Source organism: Chelativorans intermedius (assembly GCF_025398255.1).
In the GTDB taxonomy this organism is placed as follows: Bacteria; Pseudomonadota; Alphaproteobacteria; order Rhizobiales; family Rhizobiaceae; genus Chelativorans; species Chelativorans intermedius.
Genome location: NZ_JAODNW010000001.1, coordinates 184,573 through 206,297, shown reverse-complemented (window position 1 = coordinate 206,297; position 21,725 = coordinate 184,573). Strand labels below are relative to the sequence as shown.

General features: G+C 64.7%; 22 protein-coding genes. 5 read left to right on the top strand and 17 right to left on the bottom strand.

What is annotated here, in order from left to right:
- Window positions 1-31: 31 nt before the first annotated feature.
- The 3 genes from ilvC to NYR58_RS01085 all read right to left on the bottom strand — a co-directional run bounded on the left by ilvC (window position 32) and on the right by NYR58_RS01085 (window position 4,256).
- A complete protein-coding gene (ilvC, locus tag NYR58_RS01095) occupies window positions 32-1,051 on the bottom strand; it encodes a ketol-acid reductoisomerase (protein WP_261518546.1) in 1,020 nt (339 codons plus the stop codon).
- A gap of 135 nt (window positions 1,052-1,186) precedes the next feature.
- Window positions 1,187-1,831 carry a TetR/AcrR family transcriptional regulator gene (locus tag NYR58_RS01090; RefSeq protein ID WP_261518545.1) on the bottom strand — a complete coding sequence of 215 codons (645 nt, stop codon included), beginning with the start codon at window positions 1,829-1,831 and terminating at the stop codon, window positions 1,187-1,189.
- A gap of 127 nt (window positions 1,832-1,958) precedes the next feature.
- On the bottom strand, window positions 1,959-4,256 hold the full coding sequence (locus NYR58_RS01085) for a ComEC/Rec2 family competence protein (RefSeq protein ID WP_261518544.1): 2,298 nt from the start codon (window positions 4,254-4,256) through the stop codon (window positions 1,959-1,961).
- A gap of 121 nt (window positions 4,257-4,377) precedes the next feature.
- Between NYR58_RS01085 and gltX the strand changes: the two genes are divergently transcribed.
- Together gltX and gltA are read left to right on the top strand one after the other, a co-directional pair.
- On the top strand, window positions 4,378-5,811 hold the full coding sequence (gltX, locus tag NYR58_RS01080; RefSeq protein ID WP_261518543.1) for a glutamate--tRNA ligase: 1,434 nt from the start codon (window positions 4,378-4,380) through the stop codon (window positions 5,809-5,811).
- Between the two features lie 154 nt (window positions 5,812-5,965).
- Window positions 5,966-7,255, top strand: a complete 1,290-nt coding sequence (gene gltA / locus NYR58_RS01075; protein ID WP_261518541.1) for a citrate synthase — start codon at window positions 5,966-5,968, stop codon at window positions 7,253-7,255.
- A gap of 26 nt (window positions 7,256-7,281) precedes the next feature.
- On the opposite strand, the gene NYR58_RS01070 is transcribed toward gltA, so the two are convergent.
- Window positions 7,282-8,013, bottom strand: a complete 732-nt coding sequence (locus NYR58_RS01070) for a hypothetical protein (protein WP_261518540.1) — start codon at window positions 8,011-8,013, stop codon at window positions 7,282-7,284.
- Window positions 8,014-8,140: 127 nt separating this feature from the next.
- Here NYR58_RS01070 and NYR58_RS01065 point away from each other — a divergent pair, with 127 nt between their 5' ends.
- The 3 genes from NYR58_RS01065 to NYR58_RS01055 all read left to right on the top strand — a co-directional run bounded on the left by NYR58_RS01065 (window position 8,141) and on the right by NYR58_RS01055 (window position 10,661).
- Entirely contained in the window at window positions 8,141-8,407 is a 267-nt protein-coding gene (locus NYR58_RS01065; RefSeq protein WP_261518539.1) for a DUF4212 domain-containing protein, read from the top strand.
- A gap of 12 nt (window positions 8,408-8,419) precedes the next feature.
- Window positions 8,420-10,231: a sodium:solute symporter family protein gene (locus tag NYR58_RS01060; protein ID WP_261518538.1), complete on the top strand. Its 1,812-nt coding sequence runs from the start codon at window positions 8,420-8,422 to the stop codon at window positions 10,229-10,231.
- 73 nt (window positions 10,232-10,304) lie between these two features.
- Complete coding sequence (locus NYR58_RS01055) at window positions 10,305-10,661, top strand: hypothetical protein (protein ID WP_261518537.1); 357 nt, start codon at window positions 10,305-10,307, stop codon at window positions 10,659-10,661.
- 168 nt (window positions 10,662-10,829) lie between these two features.
- Here the strand turns inward: NYR58_RS01055 and NYR58_RS01050 are convergent, their stop codons facing one another.
- The 13 genes from NYR58_RS01050 to secY all read right to left on the bottom strand — a co-directional run bounded on the left by NYR58_RS01050 (window position 10,830) and on the right by secY (window position 21,650).
- Window positions 10,830-11,648, bottom strand: a complete 819-nt coding sequence (locus tag NYR58_RS01050; protein ID WP_261518536.1) for an ATP12 family chaperone protein — start codon at window positions 11,646-11,648, stop codon at window positions 10,830-10,832.
- Window positions 11,649-11,706: 58 nt separating this feature from the next.
- Window positions 11,707-12,690 carry an RluA family pseudouridine synthase gene (locus NYR58_RS01045; RefSeq protein WP_261518535.1) on the bottom strand — a complete coding sequence of 328 codons (984 nt, stop codon included), beginning with the start codon at window positions 12,688-12,690 and terminating at the stop codon, window positions 11,707-11,709.
- Window positions 12,691-12,747: 57 nt separating this feature from the next.
- The gene (locus NYR58_RS01040; protein ID WP_261518534.1) at window positions 12,748-13,086 is read right to left on the bottom strand and encodes a DUF190 domain-containing protein; all 339 of its coding nucleotides are present in this window, start codon (window positions 13,084-13,086) and stop codon (window positions 12,748-12,750) included.
- Between the two features lie 3 nt (window positions 13,087-13,089).
- On the bottom strand, window positions 13,090-13,572 hold the full coding sequence (gene crcB, locus NYR58_RS01035) for a fluoride efflux transporter CrcB (RefSeq protein ID WP_261518533.1): 483 nt from the start codon (window positions 13,570-13,572) through the stop codon (window positions 13,090-13,092).
- On the bottom strand, window positions 13,569-13,964 hold the full coding sequence (crcB, locus tag NYR58_RS01030; protein WP_261518532.1) for a fluoride efflux transporter CrcB: 396 nt from the start codon (window positions 13,962-13,964) through the stop codon (window positions 13,569-13,571). Before crcB (NYR58_RS01030) ends, crcB (NYR58_RS01035) begins: the two co-directional genes overlap by 4 nt.
- Before the next feature lie 98 nt (window positions 13,965-14,062).
- Complete coding sequence (locus NYR58_RS01025; RefSeq protein ID WP_261518531.1) at window positions 14,063-15,379, bottom strand: replication-associated recombination protein A; 1,317 nt, start codon at window positions 15,377-15,379, stop codon at window positions 14,063-14,065.
- 2 nt (window positions 15,380-15,381) lie between these two features.
- A complete protein-coding gene (locus tag NYR58_RS01020) occupies window positions 15,382-16,848 on the bottom strand; it encodes a DegQ family serine endoprotease (RefSeq protein ID WP_261518530.1) in 1,467 nt (488 codons plus the stop codon).
- A gap of 147 nt (window positions 16,849-16,995) precedes the next feature.
- A complete protein-coding gene (rplQ, locus tag NYR58_RS01015) occupies window positions 16,996-17,427 on the bottom strand; it encodes a 50S ribosomal protein L17 (protein WP_261518529.1) in 432 nt (143 codons plus the stop codon).
- A gap of 38 nt (window positions 17,428-17,465) precedes the next feature.
- Complete coding sequence (locus NYR58_RS01010) at window positions 17,466-18,476, bottom strand: DNA-directed RNA polymerase subunit alpha (protein ID WP_261518528.1); 1,011 nt, start codon at window positions 18,474-18,476, stop codon at window positions 17,466-17,468.
- A 107-nt stretch (window positions 18,477-18,583) separates the two neighbouring features.
- Window positions 18,584-18,973, bottom strand: a complete 390-nt coding sequence (gene rpsK, locus NYR58_RS01005; protein ID WP_011580993.1) for a 30S ribosomal protein S11 — start codon at window positions 18,971-18,973, stop codon at window positions 18,584-18,586.
- Between the two features lie 127 nt (window positions 18,974-19,100).
- The gene (gene rpsM / locus NYR58_RS01000) at window positions 19,101-19,469 is read right to left on the bottom strand and encodes a 30S ribosomal protein S13 (RefSeq protein ID WP_261518527.1); all 369 of its coding nucleotides are present in this window, start codon (window positions 19,467-19,469) and stop codon (window positions 19,101-19,103) included.
- A gap of 244 nt (window positions 19,470-19,713) precedes the next feature.
- Window positions 19,714-20,313 carry an adenylate kinase gene (locus NYR58_RS00995; protein ID WP_261518526.1) on the bottom strand — a complete coding sequence of 200 codons (600 nt, stop codon included), beginning with the start codon at window positions 20,311-20,313 and terminating at the stop codon, window positions 19,714-19,716.
- Window positions 20,310-21,650 (bottom strand): preprotein translocase subunit SecY, encoded by a 1,341-nt coding sequence (gene secY / locus NYR58_RS00990; RefSeq protein ID WP_261518525.1) that lies wholly within the window; start codon window positions 21,648-21,650, stop codon window positions 20,310-20,312. Before secY ends, NYR58_RS00995 begins: the two co-directional genes overlap by 4 nt.
- Window positions 21,651-21,725: the final 75 nt, after the last annotated feature.

The following is a 21,725-nucleotide window of genomic DNA, read 5'->3' as shown; positions in this document are numbered from 1 at the left end:
TTCATCGCAGTGTCCGCACAGAGGCGAAGGATCAGTTCTTCGCCTTGTCCACCAGCTTGTTCTTGGCGATCCAGGGCATCATTCCGCGCAGCTTCTCGCCCACCTCTTCGATCTGATGGGAGTCGTTGAGCCGGCGCGTGGCCTTGAACCGGGCCGCGCCGGAATGCCACTCCTGCATCCACTCGGAGGTGAACCTGCCGGTCTGGATATCCTTCAGAACGCGCTTCATCTCCGCCTTGGTCTCGTTCGTGATGATGCGCGGGCCGGTGACATACTCGCCCCACTCGGCCGTGTTCGAGATGGAGTAATTCATGTTGGCAATGCCGCCCTCGTAGATGAGGTCGACGATCAGCTTCACTTCGTGGAGGCACTCGAAATAGGCCATCTCGGGCGCATAGCCGGCCTCGACCAGGGTTTCGAAGCCGGCGCGGATGAGCTCGACCAGGCCACCGCACAGCACCACCTGCTCGCCGAAGAGGTCGGTCTCGCATTCCTCGCGGAAGGTCGTCTCGATGATGCCGGAACGTCCCCCACCAACGCCGCAGGCATAGGACAGCGCAAGGTCGAGCGCATTGCCCGAGGCATCGTGGTGAACGGCCACGAGGCACGGAACGCCGCCGCCCTTCTCATACTCGCCGCGCACCGTATGCCCCGGTCCCTTGGGCGCGACCATGAGCACGTCGACCGTCTTCTTCGGCTCGATAAGGCCGAAATGCACGTTGAGGCCATGGGCGAAGGCAATGGCCGCGCCGTCGCGGATGTTCGGCGCGATCTCGGAATTGTAGATGCCGGCCTGCAACTCGTCGGGTGTGGCCATCATCATCAGGTCGGCCCAGGCGGCGGCTTCCGCCACGGTCATCACCTTGAAGCCGTCGGCCTCGGCCTTCACGGCGGTTGACGAGCCGGCGCGCAGCGCCACCGCCACCTCCTTGACACCCGAGTCCTTCAGGTTCAGCGCATGAGCCCGTCCCTGGCTGCCATAGCCGATGATGGCAACCTTCTTCGACTTGATAAGACCCAGATCTGCATCACGATCGTAATAGACACGCATTCCCTTGTCCTTTCCTCGATGTTGTTGGTGGTGAATGGTGAATGGTGAAATATGCGGCTTGTATAAAATATAACAACAGAAATTTACTGATTATATTTCTTTATTATCTATTCCCTATTCACTATTCACTATTCTCTATTCTCCAGCCATCTCCCGAACCCCGAAGAGCACGAAAAACTGTTCCACCGCCTGTTCTGCCTGGCGGGCGAAGGCCTCCGGTCTGCGCAGCCCCCCTTCGCCCAGCAGCATGCGCACATGCAGATCGCGCACGATGAGCCCGTAAAGAGTGCGATAGGCGTCGTCGAGATCGGAAAAATTGATGAGACCGGCTTTCCGCCCGGCCTCCAGAAGCGCCTTGGCGCTGCGGTCGATGCGCCGCCGGCCCTGGGCGACGAGGAGCCGGCCCAGAGGGCTTTCCTCCCGGCTTGCCTGGCCGATCGCCAGCCGATTGAGCGCCAGCGATACGTCGCCGGCAAGCACTTCCAGAAGGTCGCGGGCAAAGCCGAGAAGATGAGCGCGGAAGCGCTCGCGATCCATCGTCTCGCCCATGTCGGAGAAACCGCGCACCTTGCTCGCCTGGTGCGCGATCATGGCCGCGAGGAGACCATCCCGGTCGCCGAACCATTTGTAGAGGCTCTCCTTCGAGCAACTGGCCGCCCGCGCCAGGCCGGCGGTCGTCAGCGCCCGTTCGCCGCCTGCCACCAGCAGCTCCAGCGCGCATTCCAGAACGGCGCGCTGGCGCGGCGTCAGGCGGTCTCTCTCAGCCTCGGTCAAGGGCATCTCCATCAGTACCGTACGGTACGGTTCTGTCACAGGTCGCCACGCTTTTCAATAGAAAGCTTGCCGGATCGACGGGTCGTCCCCTGCAGGTCTCTCGCCATGGTCGCGATGTGCCGGCACCAGACATCTAGTCACCCCGTTCGCGACGCGAAGGCAGGCCACGCGCGGCGCGCGACCAGGCCCTGTGGGCATGCCAGGGACGCCACGGCTCTTCGAAGGAGAAGCTTACACGTCCCGGCCTGCCCTCCGCGTCGAAAATGACGGCGGCCGCGCCGCGGCGGGCCAGATCGCGCCGCGTGATGGTTGCCACATCGGGTCCGCAGGGATTCTCGGCTGCCGCGTCCTCCAGCACCAGAAGCATGGCAACCCCGCAGGCGTCGCGGGCGGAATCCGCGTCCCGCGCATGCGCGACCACAGCGCCGGTCCGGTGCCGGGCGATGCACAATCCCTCCGCGCAGGAAAATCCCGCGCCGCCGGCCGCCGGTTTGACGACCTCTTCCGTGGCAAGGGCCCGTGTCCAACCTTCCATGGTGAAGCCGCTGGGCCGCGCGCGGTTGACGGCCAGCCGTCCGTCCCCCAGATTCAACCCGACAAGCCGCCCGTCCTCCGCCACCAGAACATCGGGAAGCTGCCGCATCATGGTAAGGGCAAACCCGAGGATGATGAGGGGCACCGCCAGCAGCCGCAGCCGGGTGGTTGCCACCACGAGAATGATGAGCGCCGCCGTGAAGGCGATGAACGCGGAAAGCGGCAGGACCCCCACCGCATCGAGCGGAGAGTGGCGAGAAAACCACTCGGCAATGGCGATGACCGCGCCGATCGCCTGTCCCATCACCTTCAGGAAGATGCCGTCCAGCCCGAAGGGCATGGCCAGCATCGCCATCACCGCTGCCGGCATGGCGACGAGCGAGACCAGGGGCATGGCGGCCAGGTTGGCCGGCAGCGCCAGCGGCGTGGCGCGCTGGAAGTGCCAGATGCCGTAGAGTGCTGTCGCTGTGCCCGCAATGAGCGATGTGGCAGCCAGTCCGGCGATGAAGACGAAGGCATATCTTGCGATACTTTGCAGAACGCCCCCTAAAGGCGGATTGTCATGGAAGCGGCGTTGGCGCCGCCACTCCGTCCAGGCGGCATAGCCTGCCACCAGCGCCGCGGTGGCGGCGAATGACATCTGGAAGCTTGGGCCCACCACTTCATGGGGAGAGACGAGCAGGATGAGGAGAGCAGCAATCGCCACGTTGCGCATGGTGATGGCTGCCCGGTCGAACAGAAGGGCTGCCAGCATGATCGCCAGCATGATGTAGCTGCGCTGTGCGGCCACCGCGGCACCGGAGATGAACAGATACAGCGTGCACATGACAAGGGCGGCGGCAGCGGCGTATTTCTTGACCGGCACCCGCGAAGCAAAGGCCGGGAAAAGCGCCGCACCGGCGCGCAGCATCGCCATGACCGTGACGGCGACAAGCGCCATGTGCAGGCCGGATATGGCGAGGATGTGCGCAAGACCGGCACGGCGCAGCCACTCGTTGATCTCCTCGGGGATGCCGGCCCGAAAACCGGCGATCATGGCGACGGCCACCTCGCCTTCTGGCCCGCCGATGGCGGTGCGAATGCGCGCCGCAAGTGCCCCGCGCGCCGTCTCCAGCCAACGGGCGGCACGCGCAAGGAGGGGTTGCCTCCCCTCCAGCTCGACACGTTGCGGCCCCGAAAGGAAGAAGCCGACGGCGCCGATACGGTCGAAATAGCTGACGAAGGAGAAATCATAGGCACCGGGCCGCACGGGGCCGGGCGGCGACATGAGGCGCGCAAGCCCGGCAACACCATCGCCGGGGCGCAGGTTCTCAGGCGCCGCGCGCGCCGTGAGCCGCACCCGCGCCGGCGGGTAGTTGAGGCGCGGGCGCTGCGTGGAAACAAGCGCAATGGTGAGCCGAACGCGCCCGCTCGCCATGTGTTCCAGCCGCACAAGGCGGCCGGTAATGCGGGTGGTCACGTCCGATCCCACCACGGTGGCGGAGGCGCGGGCGGTTTCAAGCTTCGCGGCAACGAGGCCGAGGCTGAAGACCAGAAGCCCGCCGAGCAGGAAGGAGAGCACGGGGCGCGACCGCCCCAGCCAGGCCGCCGCCGAGACGAGCGCCAGGCAGAAGCCCAGCGTGACCCAGCCCGGCTCCCTGGCAAGGGAAAAATAGAAGGCAGCACCGGTACCCAGCAGGACCGGCAGACAGACGAACGGTGTCCCCCGCGCCACCTCGCGGGCCAGCGCGCGCGACAGGGCGGCACGGGAAAAATACCGCACGGGGCCCGCGAACGGTCCCCTCTTCGAGACCGGCCGGCCGGCGGATTCCGGCAAGGCGGCATCGCCCGGCGTGGCATCGGCCGGTATGAACTGCGCCCGCTCGCCCTCGGCAATGGCCGCCCTCTCGCCCCCCATGCCTGTTCTTCTCCGCGGGCTTGCGCCCTCACCCGCCTATGCTACATGACGGGCAGCCGATTTCCACCCGCGCGGGACGCACCTTCGTGCTCGACCGCCGTGTCAACTTTCCGGAAGAGAGATGTCGAAACCTGTCGTCACCCGCTTCGCGCCTTCGCCTACCGGCTTTCTGCACATCGGCGGTGCACGCACCGCATTGTTCAACTGGCTCTATGCCCGACACACCGGCGGCAAGATGCTCCTGCGCATCGAGGATACCGACCGCCAGCGCTCCACCGAGGAGGCGACGGCAGCGATCCTGGATGGGCTGACATGGCTGGGCCTGCAGTGGGATGGCGAGCCGGTTTCGCAGTTTTCCCGCGCCGAGCGCCACCGGCAGGTGGCGGAGGAAATGGTGGCCAAGGGCGAAGCCTATTACTGCTATTGCACGGTCGAGGAAATCGAGGCCATGCGCGAGAAGGCGCGCGCGGAGGGACGGCCGCCGCGCTATGACGGCACCTGGCGCGATCGCGACCCGGGCGAGGCGCCCGCCGGCGTGAAGCCGGCGATCCGCATCAAGGCCCCGCGCGAGGGCGAAACCATCGTCCACGACCGCGTGCAGGGCGAAGTGCGCTTCCCCAACAAGGACCTCGACGACTTCATCATCCTGCGTTCCGATGGAACGCCCACCTACATGCTTGCCGTGGTGGTGGACGACCACGACATGGGTGTCACCCACATCATCCGCGGCGACGACCATCTGACGAATGCGGCCCGCCAGACGCTCATCTATCGCGCCATGGGGTGGGAGGTGCCGGTGATGGCGCATGTCCCGCTCATCCACGGGCCGGACGGTGCCAAGCTTTCCAAGCGCCATGGCGCGCTGGGCGTCGAGGCGTACCGGGCCATGGGCTATCTGCCCTGGGCCTTGTGCAACTATCTCGTGCGCCTTGGCTGGAGCCATGGCGACGATGAGGTGATGTCCATCGAACAGATGGTCGAATGGTTCGAGATCGAGGACATCAACAAGGCGGCCGCACGCTTCGACTTCCAGAAGCTCGAGGCGCTGAACGGCATACACATGCGCCAGACGGACGACGACACGCTGCTCGACGTGCTGGTTTCCACCCTGCCGCATCTGGAGGGCGGGCCGGCCTTACTGGAACGCCTTGACGAGAAACGCAGGGCGCAGCTCCGTATGGCCCTGCCCGGCCTCAAGGAAAGGGCCAGAACCCTGGTCGAGCTCGTCGACGGCGCAGGCTTTCTGTTTGCGCAGCGCCCGCTTGTGCCGGACGAGAAGGCGGCCGCCTTGCTGGACGGGGATGCGCGTGCCATGCTGGGCGCATTGGCCGAGGAGCTTGCCGCGGCGAGCGACTGGACGGTCGAGACGACCGAGAAGGTTGTTCGCGCCTTTGCCGAAAGGACAGGGCGCAAGCTCGGAAAGGTGGCTCAGCCGTTGCGCGCGGCCCTGACAGGCCACACCACCTCGCCCGGCATTTTCGACGTGCTGGTGGTCTTGGGGCGGGAGGAAGCGCTGGCCCGCATTCGAGACCAGGCGGCCCTGCCCGCGGCATGACCTTGGATTGTGCAGCGCACCATCGACCTTTGTCAAGCTTGGCACGGCTGGGCAAATGCGCTAGCTAGGTGCCACTTTGGCGGCGGCTGCGCGCCCTTTTCCCGGCGCCGGATTGTTCCTGCCCGACAGTTTCAAGAACAGAGAGGTGACTGCAATGGCCAATTCGACTGCGAAACTGGAAGTTGGCGGCGGGAGCCGGGAATTTGAAGTTCTCAAGGGCACCATCGGCCCGGACGTCATCAACATCAGTTCGCTCTACGGGGAAACCGGGATGTTTACCTACGATCCCGGCTTCACCTCCACCGCAAGCTGCGAATCGAAGATCACCTATATCGACGGCGAGGAAGGCATCCTGCTGCACCGCGGCTATCCCATCGAGCAGCTGGCCGAGCACGGGGACTTTCTGGAGGTGTGTTACCTGCTCCTCTATGGCGAGCTGCCGACCAAGTCCCAGAAAGAGGATTTCGACTACCGCGTTACGCACCACACCATGCTGCATGAGCAGATGTCGCGCTTCTTCACCGGTTTCCGGCGCGACGCCCATCCCATGGCGGTGATGTGTGGCGTGGTGGGGGCGCTGTCGGCCTTCTATCACGACTCCACCGACATCTCCGATCCGCACCAGCGCATGGTCGCCTCCATCCGCATGATCGCCAAGATGCCGACCATCGCGGCCATGGCCTACAAGTATCACGTCGGCCAGCCCTTCGTGTATCCGCGCAACGAGCTTTCCTACGCCGCCAACTTCCTGCACATGTGCTTTGCGGTGCCGTGCGAGGAATACAAGGTCAATCCGGTGCTGGCGCGCGCCATGGACCGCATCTTCATCCTGCATGCCGATCACGAGCAGAACGCTTCCACCTCCACGGTGCGTCTTGCCGGTTCCTCCGGTGCAAATCCCTTTGCGTGCATTGCCGCCGGCATCGCCTGCCTGTGGGGCCCTGCGCATGGCGGCGCCAACGAGGCGGCTCTCAACATGCTCTCGGAAATCGGCACGGTGGACCGCATTCCCGAATATATCGAGCGCGCCAAGGACAAGAACGATCCGTTCCGCCTCATGGGCTTCGGCCACCGGGTCTACAAGAACTACGATCCGCGCGCCAAGATCATGCAGAAGACCTGCCATGAGGTGCTGAGCGAGCTTGGCATCAAGGACGATCCGCAGCTTGAGGTGGCCATGGAGCTTGAGCGTATCGCGCTCACGGATGACTATTTCATCGAGAAGAAGCTCTATCCCAACATCGACTTCTATTCCGGCATCACGCTCAAGGCGCTGGGCTTCCCCACCACCATGTTCACCGTGCTCTTCGCGCTGGCGCGCACGGTCGGCTGGATTGCCCAGTGGAAGGAGATGATCGAGGATCCGAACCAGAAGATCGGTCGTCCCCGCCAGCTCTACACCGGCGCCACCCGGCGCGATTACGTGCCCATCGCCAAGCGCTGAGATTTCTCCCCGCCTGCCCCGTCACGTCATTCCGGCATGGGGTGCCCATGCCCGGTCTGGCGGGAGGGGGAAGGCTCTTTGCCTTGCTGGCGCGCCACGAAATCCTCTGCGACGGCGTTGAAAGCGGCGCGGCTGCGTAGATCCCTTGCGATCTCCACCCAGGCAAAGCGGATCGAGTTTTCCACGATCTCGCGATCATGGCGCTTCAGCTCGTCGGCGATGGGCGCCCAGCGGTAGAGCGCACGCGGGCTTTCGGTAAAGCTGTCGCCGCCTGCCGCCAGGTTTTCCCAATGGATCGCCTGCAGCCTTTCCAGAAAGGCCGAGCGCCAGACGGCCGGCATTGCCGGATCCTCGACCGCCTCCCGGTTGGCCGCCAGCCCCGCATCATAGCAGCGCAGCGCCAGGCGCCGCGCCGCCTCCCCCTCCATCGCCCCGGCGGCCGCTACATGCGCGGCGGCATGCACGCAGATGTCCGACAGGCACGCGGCAAAGACGTGCCATTTGGCGATATTGATGGACTGCACGAACACATCGTCCTCGAACATGCTGGGATAGCGCGTGCCCATGCGCGCCTTGAGATAGCCATAGAGCTTCTTCTGCGCCACGAAGGCAGCACGTGTGTGCGCAAAGCGGGCCAGCGCCTCCACCGTGTCGATGGGCCCCCGTTCGCGCCGCAGGCCGAGATGCACGATCGCCTGGCGGATGATTGCTCCCGCGCGGTGCCACAGGGCGGAAGCGGCGTTTTCATGTACGACCAACGTTGAATTCCATTTGCGCTTCGGATGGCCAACACTTGGCTGTGCCATTGTGGCCACGATTCGTGGCGCAGGCAATGGCGTGAAGCCGCGACTTTGGTCGTGGCATTTCGCGGAGGAGGAGGACACCATGTCCGCTGAAAGCACAGACGTGCGGGACCGCTACTGGCAGAAGACCCGGAATCTCACCATTCTGGTTCTTATCCTGTGGGCGTTCTTCGCGCTGATCATTCCGACACTGATCACCGTACTCAACACCGTGACATTTCTCGGCTTTCCACTGGGCTATTACATGATCGCCCAGGGCTCGCTGATCGCATTCGTCCTTTTGATCTGGTTCCAGAACTGGCGGCAGGACGCGATCGACGACGAGTTCGGCTTCGGCGACGAGGGATAGGGGGAAACCGAGATGGCTCTTATCCAGGGACGGTTCATAGACAATATCGGCCGCGTCTATGGACTTTATACGGGCGGCTTCATCGCCTTCATCATTCTCATGGCGATTCTCGAACAGCTGGGCGTGAGCGCCGATGCCATCGGCATCATGTTCGTTGCTTTCACCATCGCCATCTATGCGCTGATCGGCTGGCTGTCGCGCACCATGGAGGTGGATGCCTACTATGTAGCGGGCCGGCAGGTGCCGGCACTCTACAACGGCATGGCCACGGCGGCTGACTGGATGTCGGGCGCTTCCTTCGTGGCGCTCGCCGGCGGTGTCTATTTCGGCGGCTACGGCTACATGGCTTTCATCATCGGCTGGACGGGCGGCTACGTGCTCGTCAATTCGCTGATGGCGCCCTATCTGCGCAAGTTTGGCTGCTACACGGTGCCGGACTTCATCGGCACCCGCTATGGCGGAAATCTGGCGCGGCTGTGCGCGGTGATCGTTCTGGTCGTTGCTTCCTTCACCTATGTGACGGCGCAGATCAACGCCACCGGAACGATTGCGGCACGCGCCCTGCATATCCCCTTCTCCTGGGGTGTATGGTTCGGCCTGGCCGGCATCCTCGTCTGCTCGATGCTCGGCGGCATGCGCGCCGTTACCTGGACGCAGGTCGCCCAGTATATCGTGCTCATCATCGCCTATCTGGTGCCGGTGATCTGGATGTCCAACGTACAGGGCTTCGGCATCATCCCGCACTTCACCTATGGTGAGGCGGCCGCCAACATGGCGCAGTTCGAGGCGCAATACGGTCTCAACCCGCCGGCCGAGGCCATTCCTGGCCTGTCCGTGCTGACGACACCGCATACAGGGCCCGTCGGCGACTATGCGCAGTGGAAGTTCGTCACGCTGGCACTGTGCATGATGGCGGGTACCGCATCGCTACCGCACATCCTGATGCGCTACTTCACCACGCCATCGGTGCGCTCGGCACGCAAGTCCGTGGGCTGGTCGCTGCTCTTCATCTTCCTGCTCTATTTCACGGCGCCGGCCCTTGCCACGCTGACGAAGCTGCAGCTTCTCGACCCCAGCCTGCCGACGGCCATCATCGGCAAGCCCTTCGAGGAGGTGGCCTCGCTCGCCTGGATCCAGAACTGGTCGAGCGTCGGCTTCCTGGCGATCGCCGACCAGAATGGCGACGGCATTCTCCAGCTCAACGAGTTCTTCATGCGGCCGGACATCGTCGTTCTGGCCACGCCTGAAATCGCCGGTCTTCCCTATGTGATTTCCGGCCTCGTTGCAGCCGGCGGCATGGCGGCCGCCATGTCGACCGCCGATGGCCTGCTGCTTGCGATTGCCAACGCGCTCAGCCACGATCTCTACTACAAGATGATCGACCCCAAGGCCGACACCTCGGTCCGGCTGATCGTCGCGCGTGTGCTGCTGCTCGGGATCGGTGCCCTTGGCGCCCTGATCGCCTCGCTGCAGCTCACCGGCATTCTGGGAGCGGTGGCCTGGGCCTTCTGCTTCGCGGCATCCGGCCTCTTCTTCCCGCTCGTTCTGGGAGTCTGGTGGAAGCGGGCGAACCGCGAAGGGGCCATCGCCGGCATGGTTGCAGGCTTCGTGGCCGGTTCCGCCTATCTCTACTATGTCTACACCGGCGGCACACCGTGGCTTGGGCTCGATCACCTGCGCTTCGGCATCATCGGTATGGCAACGAGCCTCGTCGCCATGGTGGTGGTCACGCTCATGACGCCGGCGCCGGACGAGGAAATCCAGCGCATGGTCGACGAAACGCGCGTGCCGGTCGGCCCGCCGATCCTTGCGCCCAAACACTGAACGTCTTGCAAGAACGGCAGGGGCGGGACATTCTCCCGCCCCTCACCATGTGCCGAGGGGGAATGTCAGATCCATGCAGCAAACGCTGGCCGCCTTTCCGATCTGGGTGATCGTCATCGACTATGTGCTGGGCGTCATCATGTGGACGCTCATCGGGCGGGCGGCGATGAACATCTTCCTGCCGGAAGATTCCAGCTTCTTCTTCATGCGATTCTTCGTACGGGCGACAAACCCCATCCTGCGCCTTTTCGCGCCGGTCACGCCCGGCTTTCTGATCGAGTTTCTCGTGCCGATCTATGTCGCCTGGTTCTTCTTCATGATCCGCTTCTACCTCATGCCCTGGCTGCTCGGCTACTCGGTCATGGGCATGCTGTCCTTCCCGCTGGAAAGCGAGATCGCCGGGATGCTCTATCAAGCGTTCGGGAGGTGAAAGGGGTTGGCGAATAGGGGGTAGCGAATACAGCATTTTGCAGCCAGATGGAATCATCTGGCGTCGCACAAATGCCGCAAAAACAAAGAGATGGACCGGATCAGCGTTTCATTGAAAACCGGTCTAGAGGGGTCCCGACGCCCGCGTGCGGCGCGCGATCCCTACCCGCTATTCGCGAGTTCCCCGCTCGCCATTCGCTTCGTCCATTGCCTTCAACAGAGCCACAGCGCCCATCATGTCGCGCCTGCGTGCCGCCCGCCTTGCCGCGGCTTCGGCATCCTCGCCCCATTGCGCGATGTTCCAGTCTTCATCGACATGGGCGGCGCGCCAGGCCTCCTCGGCCTCGATGGCGCCTGCCTCAACTGCCAGGGCGAGAAGGGCCGAGCCCGTCAGCGTGGTCATCACATGCAGGGCGGCCAGCCGCAGCGGCGCCCGGCGCGGGCGCAGATAGGCCGCCACGGCGGCGATGGTCTGGCGCGGCTGCTCCACATGCATCACGCCCTCGGCCAGCACGAAACGCGCGCCGAGTTCCGCCTCCACCCAGTCGAGCACCGGGTCCCAGGCTTGCGCCTGCTGTTCGACCAGGCGCTCGGGCCCTTCCGCGCGATAGCAGAGAAGATCGCTGGAGGCGAAGCGTAGTATGTCTTCGGCAACCGCCTGCGTGTCGCTTGCCACGCCGTCGATGGCGGTGTTGACGAGCCGGGTGACAGGCATCGTCATCGGGTCGATTTCCTCGCCCTGCGCGTCGTACTCCTGTGCCACGAGCTGCGCCGCCTGCGCGTTGGGCAGGGCCAGCGTATTGCCGGCCGGCGTGCGCACCGCCCGCCCGTCGAGCAGCACGCTGTAGCTCTCCCCCTCCCCGGCCACGCTCACATTCTTATAAAAGCGCCTGGGAAGCGGCTTGCGCATCTGCTTTTGCGCCCGCCGCACCGGATCGGGATCGGACAGGCGCAGGTCGTTCTCAAGATCGTTCAGAATATCGCGCATGGCATTCTCATACAGGCTGTGACGCGCGCCGTCACCCTCGGATGGGGCAGGCTTTGCCTCAAATGGCTGCTTCGTCGGTCGCCTCGTCGAAACCCAGAAGGTTCCAGCTCTGCTGCATGTGCGGCGGCAGTTCCGCCGTTATGTCGAGCGTTCCGCCATCGGGATGCGGGATCACGATGCGACGGGCATGCAGGTGCAGGCGATTCTGGATACCCCCGGGCATCTGCCAGTTCGAATCCGCCTCGAAATATTTCGGGTCGCCGATGATCGGGCAGCCCAAGGTGGCGGCATGCACGCGAAGCTGATGGGTGCGGCCCGTGAAAGGCTCCATGTGCAGCCAGGAAAGCCGCGTTCCCGCCTGCTCCACCACACGATAGGTGGAAACCGCATGATCGGCATCCGGCTCGCCATGCTGCGCCACCCGCACGCGGTCGCCGTCCGGCGTCTGCTCCTTCACGAGCCAGGTGGAGATGCGCCCTTCGGTCTTCTTGGGCACGCCCTTGACCAGCGCCCAGTAGATCTTCTTCGTCTCGCGCGCCCGGAATGCCTTGCCGAGGCTGACAGCGGCAAGCCGCGTGCGCGCGACCACCAGAACACCGGAAGTATCCCTGTCCAGCCGATGCACCAGCCGCGGCTTTTCGCCCTTCCGGTTGCGCCAGGCTTCCAGCATGCCGTCGACATGGCGGTTGACCCCCGAACCGCCCTGCACGGCCAGCCCCGCCGGCTTGTTGAACACGAAGACCTTGTCATCCTCGTGGATGAGCATCTGGGAGAGAACCTCGCCGTCGCCGCGGTCGCGTATGGTGCGCGCGGTGGTCGGCGTACCCTTGCGATCCGCCGCCAATGGCGGCACGCGGATCGTCTGGCCAGGCTGCACGCGCATATCCGCCTTCGCGCGCCCGCCATCCACCCGCACCTGCCCGGTGCGCAGAAGCTTCTGCAACTGCCCGAAACCGAGGCCCGGATAGTGTACCTTGAACCAGCGGTCGAGGCGCATGCCCGCCTCACTGCCTTCCACCCGAACCTGCTCTACGCCCGCCATGCCGCCAATCGTCCGTTGTGCTGTGGGATGGTGTTCCAGCGCCATTCGCCGCCCGGATCACCTGCCATTCGTTCCATATTGCAGGACCTGGACTTTCTCCAGTGTTATAAGCCCGCTTGTCATCATCCTGTCGAGCTCGGGCAGAAAGGCGGCGATCTTCGCCTCGCTGTCCACGATTTCAATGACGAGCGGCAGATCCTCCGAAAGACGCAGGATCTTGGCCGTATGCAGACGGCTGGAATGGCCGTAGCCCATGGCGCCGCGCAAGACCGTGGCCCCGGCGATTTCCATCTCCCGGGCCTTGAGCACGATCGCCTCGTAGAGCGGCTTGCCGTTGGCGCGATCGTCCTCGCCGATGTAGATGCGCAGAAGCTGCGCCTGTTCGGGTATCGTCATTGCTCAGGATCCTCTCAATCGGTTGAGGCGCGCGGCCAGCACATGCCCCAGCCACACCGCGGCCAGCCAGGAGACGATGGAAATGGCGACATTGAGCGCCGCCACGGGCCAGGCGCCGCGTTGCGTAAGCACCAGCGTTTCCAGGCTGAACATGGAGAAGGTCGTAAGCCCCCCGCAAAATCCCGCCATGAAGAATTGCCGCTGGCGCGGACCGGCGAAGACGCGGCCGTCCGGCCCCGTCAACGTGGCGTAGAACCCGATCAGGAAGGAGCCGACGATGTTGACGAGCAGCGTGCCGACAGGAAAGCCCTGCCCCCACACGGCCACGCTGGCCAACGAAGCAAGGGCGCGCAGCGCACCGCCGATCATGCTGCCGGTCGCCACTGCCACATAGAGCAGAAGTGCCTCCCGCCGGTGCGCATGTCTTCCGCCGCGCCGGCGCGGTGAAACGGGCTTTTGCGGGGCGGGAGCGCTCTGCCGGTTCATGACGCGCCGCTGCCCCACAGGCCACCCAGCGCCAGCCCCACGGCCGCAGCCGCCAGGGTGAGCACCAGAGACAGGAGGATGTTGCCGCCGGCGCGCAGCCACTCGCCATCGCGCGCAAGCGCCAGAGTCTGCAGGCTGAAGGAGGAAACGGTGGTGTAACTGCCCAGCCCTCCGGTAACGGCGAAGGCCCAGAGGCCCGGCAGATCGTGGCGCGCCGCCGTCCCGGCAACGATGCCGATGGCCAGGGCACCGCTGACATTGACCGCCATGGTTCCCCACGGAAAGGTCTCGCCGAAGCGGCGCCCGACGAGACCGGAAAGGAAGAAGCGGGCAGCGCCGCCGAGCGCGGCGCCAAGGCAGACGAGCAGCATGTGGTAGAGGCTTGTCCCCATTTCTTCCTTCGATTCCTGCTCGCAGATCGCGCCCGCCCATGCCCCCTGCCGGCAAATATTCGCCCCGGCGGTCACGGAATGGCCGGCATTGGGAGGCGTCAACCCTGCCTGCCAGCCCTTTCGCGCCGCAGGCGCGACCAATAGTCCAGCCTCCTGCGAATCTCTCGCTCGAAGCCGCGTTCGGGCGGATCGTAGAAGGTTCTGCGCCCCATCGCTTCGGGAAAATAATCCTGGCCGGAAAAGGCTTCCGGCAGGTCGTGGTCGTACTGATAGCCCTCGCCGTAGCCCGTCTCCTTCATCAGCCGGGTCGGCGCGTTGAGAATGTGCTTGGGCGGCAGGAGAGAGCCGTGCTCCCTGGCCGCGGCCATGGCGGACTTGAAGGCCGTGTAGGCGGCATTCGACTTTGGCGCCGTTGCCAGATAGATGCAGGCTTGGGCAAAGGCCAGTTCGCCCTCCGGCGAGCCGAGATAGTCATAGGCGTCCTTGGCGGCGTTGGCGATCACCAGCGCCTGCGGATCGGCAAGCCCGATATCCTCCACCGCCATGCGCACCAGCCGCCTCCCGATATAGAGCGGATCCTCGCCCGCATCGAACATCCGGGCAAGATAATAGAGGGCCGCGTCCGGGTCTGAACCGCGCACGGACTTGTGCAGCGCGGAGATCAGGTTGTAGTGCCCATCCTGGCTCTTGTCATAGACGGGCGCGCGCCGCTGCACGATCTTCTGCAGCATCTCCGCGTCGAAAACCTCGCCCTCCCCTGCTGCCCGCCACACCTCCTCCGCCAGGCTGAGTGCCGCCCGCCCGTCGCCATCGGCCATGCGCAGCAGAACCGCGCGTGCCTGCCCGTCGAGCGGCAGGGCGCGTCCTTCCGCCGCCTCCGCACGCGCCAGAAGACGCTCCAGACTTTCGCTTTCCAGCGGGTGGAAGACGAGCACCCGCGCCCGCGAAAGAAGCGCGGCATTGAGCTCGAAGGAGGGATTTTCCGTCGTCGCCCCCACCAGCACCACCGTGCCGTCCTCCATCACCGGCAGGAAGGAATCCTGCTGGGCGCGGTTGAAACGATGGATCTCATCGACGAAGAGCAATGTCTGGCGGCCTTGGGCGCGGCGCAGGCGCGCCGCCTCGAACACCTTCTTCAGATCGCCCACGCCGGAAAAGATCGCGGAGATCTGCTCGAAGGCCATCGACGTCTCGCCGGCAAGCAGCCGCGCCACCGTCGTCTTGCCCGTTCCCGGCGGACCCCAGAAGATGAGCGAACCCAGCGAGCCGGAGCGTATCATGCGCGTCAGCGCACCTTCCGGGCCGGTCAGGTGTTCCTGCCCCACCACATCCTCAAGGCGTTTCGGCCGCAGACGGTCGGCCAGCGGCTGGACCACCTTGCCGGCGGGTTCGGTGTTTTCAAAGAGGTCGGCCATCGTCAGTACCGCAACATTTGCCGGATCAGGCGCCCCCCGCGCTCGATGGACAGGCGCCACCAGCGCCCGCCGCTTTCCGCAATCGCCTTGAGGCGTTCCGGCGTGTCGATCTCCTCGCCGTTGACCTCGCGCACGATGTCGCCGGGCCTCAGCCCCAGCCCGGCGGCGGGGGAGCCCGGCGCCGTCTCCACCACGACGACACCCTGCATGTTGATCGGCAGGCGAAGGCGCTGCGCCAGCACCGGCGACAAGGCGGCCACCCGCGCCCCGGCGAAAGGTCCGCGCCCGCCGATTTCGACCTGGCGACCCGTGTCCTCTGGAACGCGTTCGATGGGCATGGCGAGCCGCTGCTTGCGGCCGCCGCGCAGAATCTCGATCTGCGCGCTCGTGCCCACCGGCAGGGTGGCCAGGCGGTAGTTCAGCGCCTCGGGACTGTCGACATCCTTGCCGTTGACCGCCTGAACCACATCGCCGCTTCTCAGCCCGGCGCGAGCCGCCGGACTGTCGGGCGCCACATTGGTGACCAGCGCGCCCATGGGCCGCTCCATGCCGAGCGCTTCGGCAATCTCCGGCGTGACCGGATCGAAGCTCGCGCCCACATAGGGGCGCTCGAAGCGTTCGGCCCCGCTCGACGCGGCCTCCACCACGGCGCGCACGATGTTGGCCGGTATGGCAAAGCCGATGCCATTGGAACCGCCGGACCGGCTGTAGATGGCGGTGTTGATGCCCACCACCTCGCCGCTCATATTGATGAGCGCGCCGCCCGAATTGCCCGGGTTGATGGCCGCATCGGTCTGGATGAAATAGCCGAAGTCGGAAATGCCCCTTGGGCTGCGCGCCAGCGCGGAGACGATGCCGCTCGTCGTGGTCTGGCCGACGCCGAAGGGATTGCCGATGGCAAGCACCAGATCGCCCACCTCCAGTGCCTCCGAATCGCCCAGCCGGGCGGCGGGAAAGGCGTCCCGCCCCTCGATCTTGAGCACCGCGAGATCCAGTTCCTCGTCCGTGAGCAGGATGTCGCTGGCAAACTCCCTCCCGTCGGCCAGCGCGACCTTCACCTCGTCGGCAGCGCGAATGACGTGATGATTCGTGACCACGATGCCGGAGGGATCGACCAGCACGCCCGACCCCAGCGAAGACTGGACGCGCGGCGGCATCTGCGGAAAATCGAAGAACCGCTCGAAAAAGGGATCGCCCATGAAGGGCGAGCGCACCTCGACCCGTGCGGAGGCATAGACATTCACCACAGCCGGCGCCGTCTTGCGCACGAGCGGCGCGAAGGAAAGCTGGATTTCATCCTGCGAGAACGGCACGCGCCGGGTGGCCTCCTGCCGGTCCCGGGAGCCGGGCAGCAGCCTTTGTAGCAGCCCCCCGCCCTCCTGCGCCTGGGCGGCAGGAACGCCCGAAGGCTGTGCGAGAAACAGCGTGGCCGCGCAAAGAACCGCAAAGGCAAGGCGCCCCATCATCATCTGCTACTCCCGCTACCGTGTCCCTGGTGCCAGCACCTCTTGTTCCAGATCATTGTGCAATTTGAAAGGCCGGCAGAACCTAGAAAAAACAAGAATGGGGCCTGGAAGGCCCCATCCCCGATCTGCTTGACGGCGTCGCTCAGGCGATCATGCCGCCTCGGCCTCTTCGTTCGCAGCCTCCGCCTCAACACGGGCACGGTCGGCGGCGCCCTTGGCCTCGACGTCGCGATCGACGAACTCGATCACCGCCATGGGGGCGCTGTCGCCGTGGCGGAAGCCGGCCTTGAGCACGCGGGTGTAGCCGCCATTGCGCGCGGCATAGCGCGGGGCAATGGTGTCGAACAGCCGCTTGACCAGCTTCTCGTCGCGGATGGCGGCGATCGCCTGGCGGCGGGCGTGCAGGTCGCCGCGCTTGCCCAGCGTCACCAGCTTCTCGACGATGGGCCGAAGCTCCTTGGCCTTGGGCAGCGTCGTGACGATCTGCTCATGCTCGATGAGCGAGGCCGCCATATTGGCGAACATCGCCTTGCGGTGGCTTGATGTCCGGTTCAGCTTGCGGCCGGATTTTCCGTGACGCATGGCTTGTCTCCTTCAAATCCCGTGGACGGGCCGACGGGTCAGTACTGGTCTTCGTAACGCTTGGCGAGCTCTTCGATGTTGTCCGGCGGCCAGTCGGGCACTTCCATGCCCAGATGCAGCCCCATCGACGCCAGCACTTCCTTGATCTCGTTCAGCGACTTGCGACCGAAATTCGGCGTGCGCAGCATCTCGGCTTCCGTCTTCTGGATCAGGTCGCCGATATAGACGATGTTGTCGTTCTTCAGGCAGTTTGCCGAGCGGACGGAAAGCTCCAGCTCGTCCACCTTCTTCAGCAGCGCAGGATTGAACGCAAGCTCCGTGACCTCCTCGGCCGGGGCTTCCTTCTGCGGCTCCTCGAAGTTGACGAAGAGGCCGAGCTGGTCCTGCAGAATGCGCGCCGCAAAGGCCACGGCATCCTCACCGCTGACCGAGCCGTCGGTCTCGATGGTCATGGTCAGCTTGTCATAATCGAGAACCTGGCCCTCGCGGGTGTTCTCGACCTTGTAGGAGACCTTCTTGACCGGCGAGTACAGGCTGTCGACCGGGATGAGACCGATGGGCGCATCCTCGGCACGGTTGCGCTCTGCCGGCACATAGCCCTTGCCGGTGTTGACCGTGAACTCCATGCGGATCTCGGCATCCTGGTCGAGCGTGCAGATCACGTGATCGGGATTGAGGATCTCGACATCGCCAACCGTCTGGATGTCGCCGGCGGTGACGACGCCCGGGCCCTGCTTGCGCACCACCATGCGCTTCGGCCCGTCGCCCTCCATCTTGATGGCGATTTCCTTGATGTTCAGCACGATATCGGTGACATCCTCGCGCACGCCGGGAATGGAGGAGAACTCGTGCAGCACGCCGTCGATCTGGACGGCGGTCACCGCGGCGCCGCGCAGCGAGGAAAGCAGGACGCGGCGCAGGGCGTTGCCCAACGTCAGGCCGAAGCCGCGCTCAAGTGGCTCGGCAACAAGCGTGGTCTGCGTCCTGCCCTTTGACGTGAACTCGATCTTGTTGGGCTTGATGAGTTCCTGCCAGTTTTTCTGGATCATGTGGATTGTCCTTCCGTTACCCCGCCACCATCCAATCGTGACGGGCGCTCTGGAAACCGCAGAGGAACGCACCATGCGTTCGTACGGTATATGGCCTGTCGGCGGTCCTAGACCCGGCGCTTCTTGCGCGGACGGCACCCATTGTGCGGAATGGGCGTCACGTCACGGATCGAGGTAATGGTGAAACCGGCGGCCTGCAAGGCACGCAGCGCCGACTCGCGTCCCGAGCCCGGCCCGGAAACCTCCACCTCCAGCGTGCGCATGCCGTGTTCCTGCGCCTTGCGCGCGCAATCCTCCGCCGCCACCTGAGCGGCGAACGGGGTGGACTTGCGCGAGCCCTTGAACCCCTGGGCGCCGGCCGACGACCAGGCAATGGCATTGCCCTGCGCATCGGTGATGGTGATCATCGTGTTGTTGAAGGTCGAGTTGACGTGCGCCACACCCGACGAAATGTTCTTGCGCTCACGACGGCGAACGCGTGCGGCTTCCTTGGCCATGTCTTTCCTTTCAGTCGATCTCTACACCGCCGTAGTTCCAGCGGCTCCACCAATGAGGCGATCAGGCGGCAGCGGATGGTGAGCAGGAAAACCTCTTCGCCATCCGCTGTTTCGCCAATCGCTCAAATCACTTCTTCTTGCCGGCGATCGGCTTGGCAGGCCCCTTGCGCGTGCGCGCATTGGTGTGCGTGCGCTGGCCGCGAACGGGAAGCGAGCGACGATGACGCAGGCCGCGATAGCACCCCAGATCCATGAGGCGCTTGATGTTCATCGACACCTCGCGGCGCAGATCGCCCTCGACCTGATAATCGCGGTCGATGGTTTCGCGAATGGCCAGAAGCTCGGCATCGGTGAGCTCGCTCACCCGGCGCTCCGCCGGAATGTTCACCTTCGCGGTGATGTCGCGGGCAAGCTTCGGCCCGATACCGTGAATATACTGAAGCGCAATCACGACGCGCTTGTTGGTCGGAATGTTGACGCCAGCGATACGGGCCACGTCGGCTCTCCTTAAGTTTCCTGCCGCCTTGCCGGCGGCCTGTTGTCCTCAGGCCGGACAAGACGAAAGCGCCCGGACCGGCCATCGACTTCTCCGACCGGCGCCGACCGCTTAGACATGCAAGCGAATTGGCGCCGTCTTTGACGGAATCGCGGGGAAAAGTCAACTCCCCGGCGCTCCTGAATTGCAGCGGCGGCCTCAGCCCCCCTTCCCTGCGGAATGGGGTGCCCGTCCGCCACCGGATCTATCTCCCGGCCACGCCCACCGACCGAAGCACGGCTTCGATCTTGGCCGTCACCTCCTCGATGCTGGCCATGCCGTCCACGGTGTGCAGCTTGCCCTTGGCATAGAAATAGCCAACCAGCGGAGCGGTCTTCTTGTAATACTCACGCAGCCGTTCCTCGAAGACGCTTGCATTGTCGTCCTTGCGCACCGGCTGGCCCGCCGCCCTGGCCTCCTGCGCCCGCTTCTCGATGCGACCAACCAGCGCTTTGTCGTCGACCACGAGTTCGATCACCGCGTCGAGCGTCAGGCCGCGCTCGGCCAGCATCGCCTCGACGGCGTCGGCCTGGACGAGCGTGCGCGGATAGCCATCGAGGATGAAACCCCGCGCGCAATCGGGCTGGTCGATACGCTCCGCAACGATGGCGTTGACGATGGCATCGGAGACCAGCTCGCCGGCATCCATCACCGCCTTGGCGCGCCGCCCGATCTCCGTTTCCGCCTTCACCGCGGCGCGCAGCATGTCGCCGGTGGAAAGCTGCGGAATGCCGTATCGCTCGACCAGGATCTGCGCCTGCGTCCCCTTCCCTGCGCCCGGGGGTCCCAGAAGAATAAGCCTCATCGTCCCTTCCTGCCTCCCCGAAGCTTCGATTTCTTGATCAGTCCCTCATACTGATGCGCAATCAGATGCCCCTGCACCTGCGCCACCGTGTCGAGCGTCACGCTGACGACGATGAGCAGCGAGGTGCCACCAAGATAGAAGGGCACGCCCGTGGCCGAGATCAGAAACTCGGGAAGCAGACACACCAGAACGAGATAGATGGCGCCGACCACCGTGATGCGGGTCAGCACGTAGTCGATATACTCGGCCGTGCGCTCGCCCGGCCTGTAGCCGGGGATGAAGCCGGAATGCTTCTTGAGCTGCTCGGCCGTGTCCTTGGGATTGAAGACGATGGCCGTATAGAAGAAGGCAAAGAAGGCGATCAGCGCCGCATAGAGCAGCATGTAGAGCGGCTGGCCGTGGCCCAGGGTGGCAAGCACGGTGCTTGCCCAGCCGGGAAGCTGCGTCGTGTCGGAGAATCCGGCAACGGTGGCCGGCAGAAGGAGCAGCGAAGAGGCGAAGATCGGCGGGATGACGCCGGCCGTATTGAGCTTCAGCGGCAGGTGCGAGGTGTCGCCCTGGAACATGCGATTGCCCACCTGCCGCTTCGGATACTGGATCAGAAGCCGCCTCTGCGCCCGCTCGAAGAAGACGATGACGCCGATCACCACAACGGCCAGCACGATGATGGCCAGAATCAGACCCGTCGACATGGCGCCTGTGCGGCCGAGTTCCAGCGTACCGCCGATGGCCGACGGCAGGCCCGCCACGATGCCGGAAAAGATGATGAGAGAGATGCCGTTACCAATGCCGCGGGCGGTGATCTGCTCGCCGAGCCACATCAGGAACATGGTGCCGCCGACCAGGGTGATCACGGCCGAGATGCGGAAGAACCAGCCAGGATCGGTGACGATGTTCGCCCCGCTTTCGAGCCCGACGGCAATGCCATAGGCCTGCACAGTCGCCAGAAGCACCGTGCCGTAGCGGGTGTACTGGTTGATGACCTTGCGCCCCTGCTCGCCTTCCTTCTTGAGCTGTTCGAGCGTCGGCACGACGCTCGTCATGAGCTGCATGATGATGGAAGCCGAAATATAGGGCATGATGCCGAGGGCGAAGATCGCCATGCGCTCCACCGCGCCGCCGGCAAACATGTTGAACATGCCGAGCACGCCGCCCGACTGCTGCTGGAAAGCCTGGGCAAAGGCTTCCGGATTGATGCCGGGCATCGGAATGTAGGTGCCGAGCCGGTAGACAAGCAGTGCGCCGAGCGTGAACCAGATTCGCTTTTTCAAGTCCTCGGCCTTGGCGAAGGCCGCGAAATTGAGATTGGATGCAAGTTGCTCGGCTGCCGATGCCATTAGGAATTCTCCGCTCCGTCACGCGCCCCTTGCGCGACAAGGAAATTTGGCCGCAGGCTTACCCGCCGGCCACGG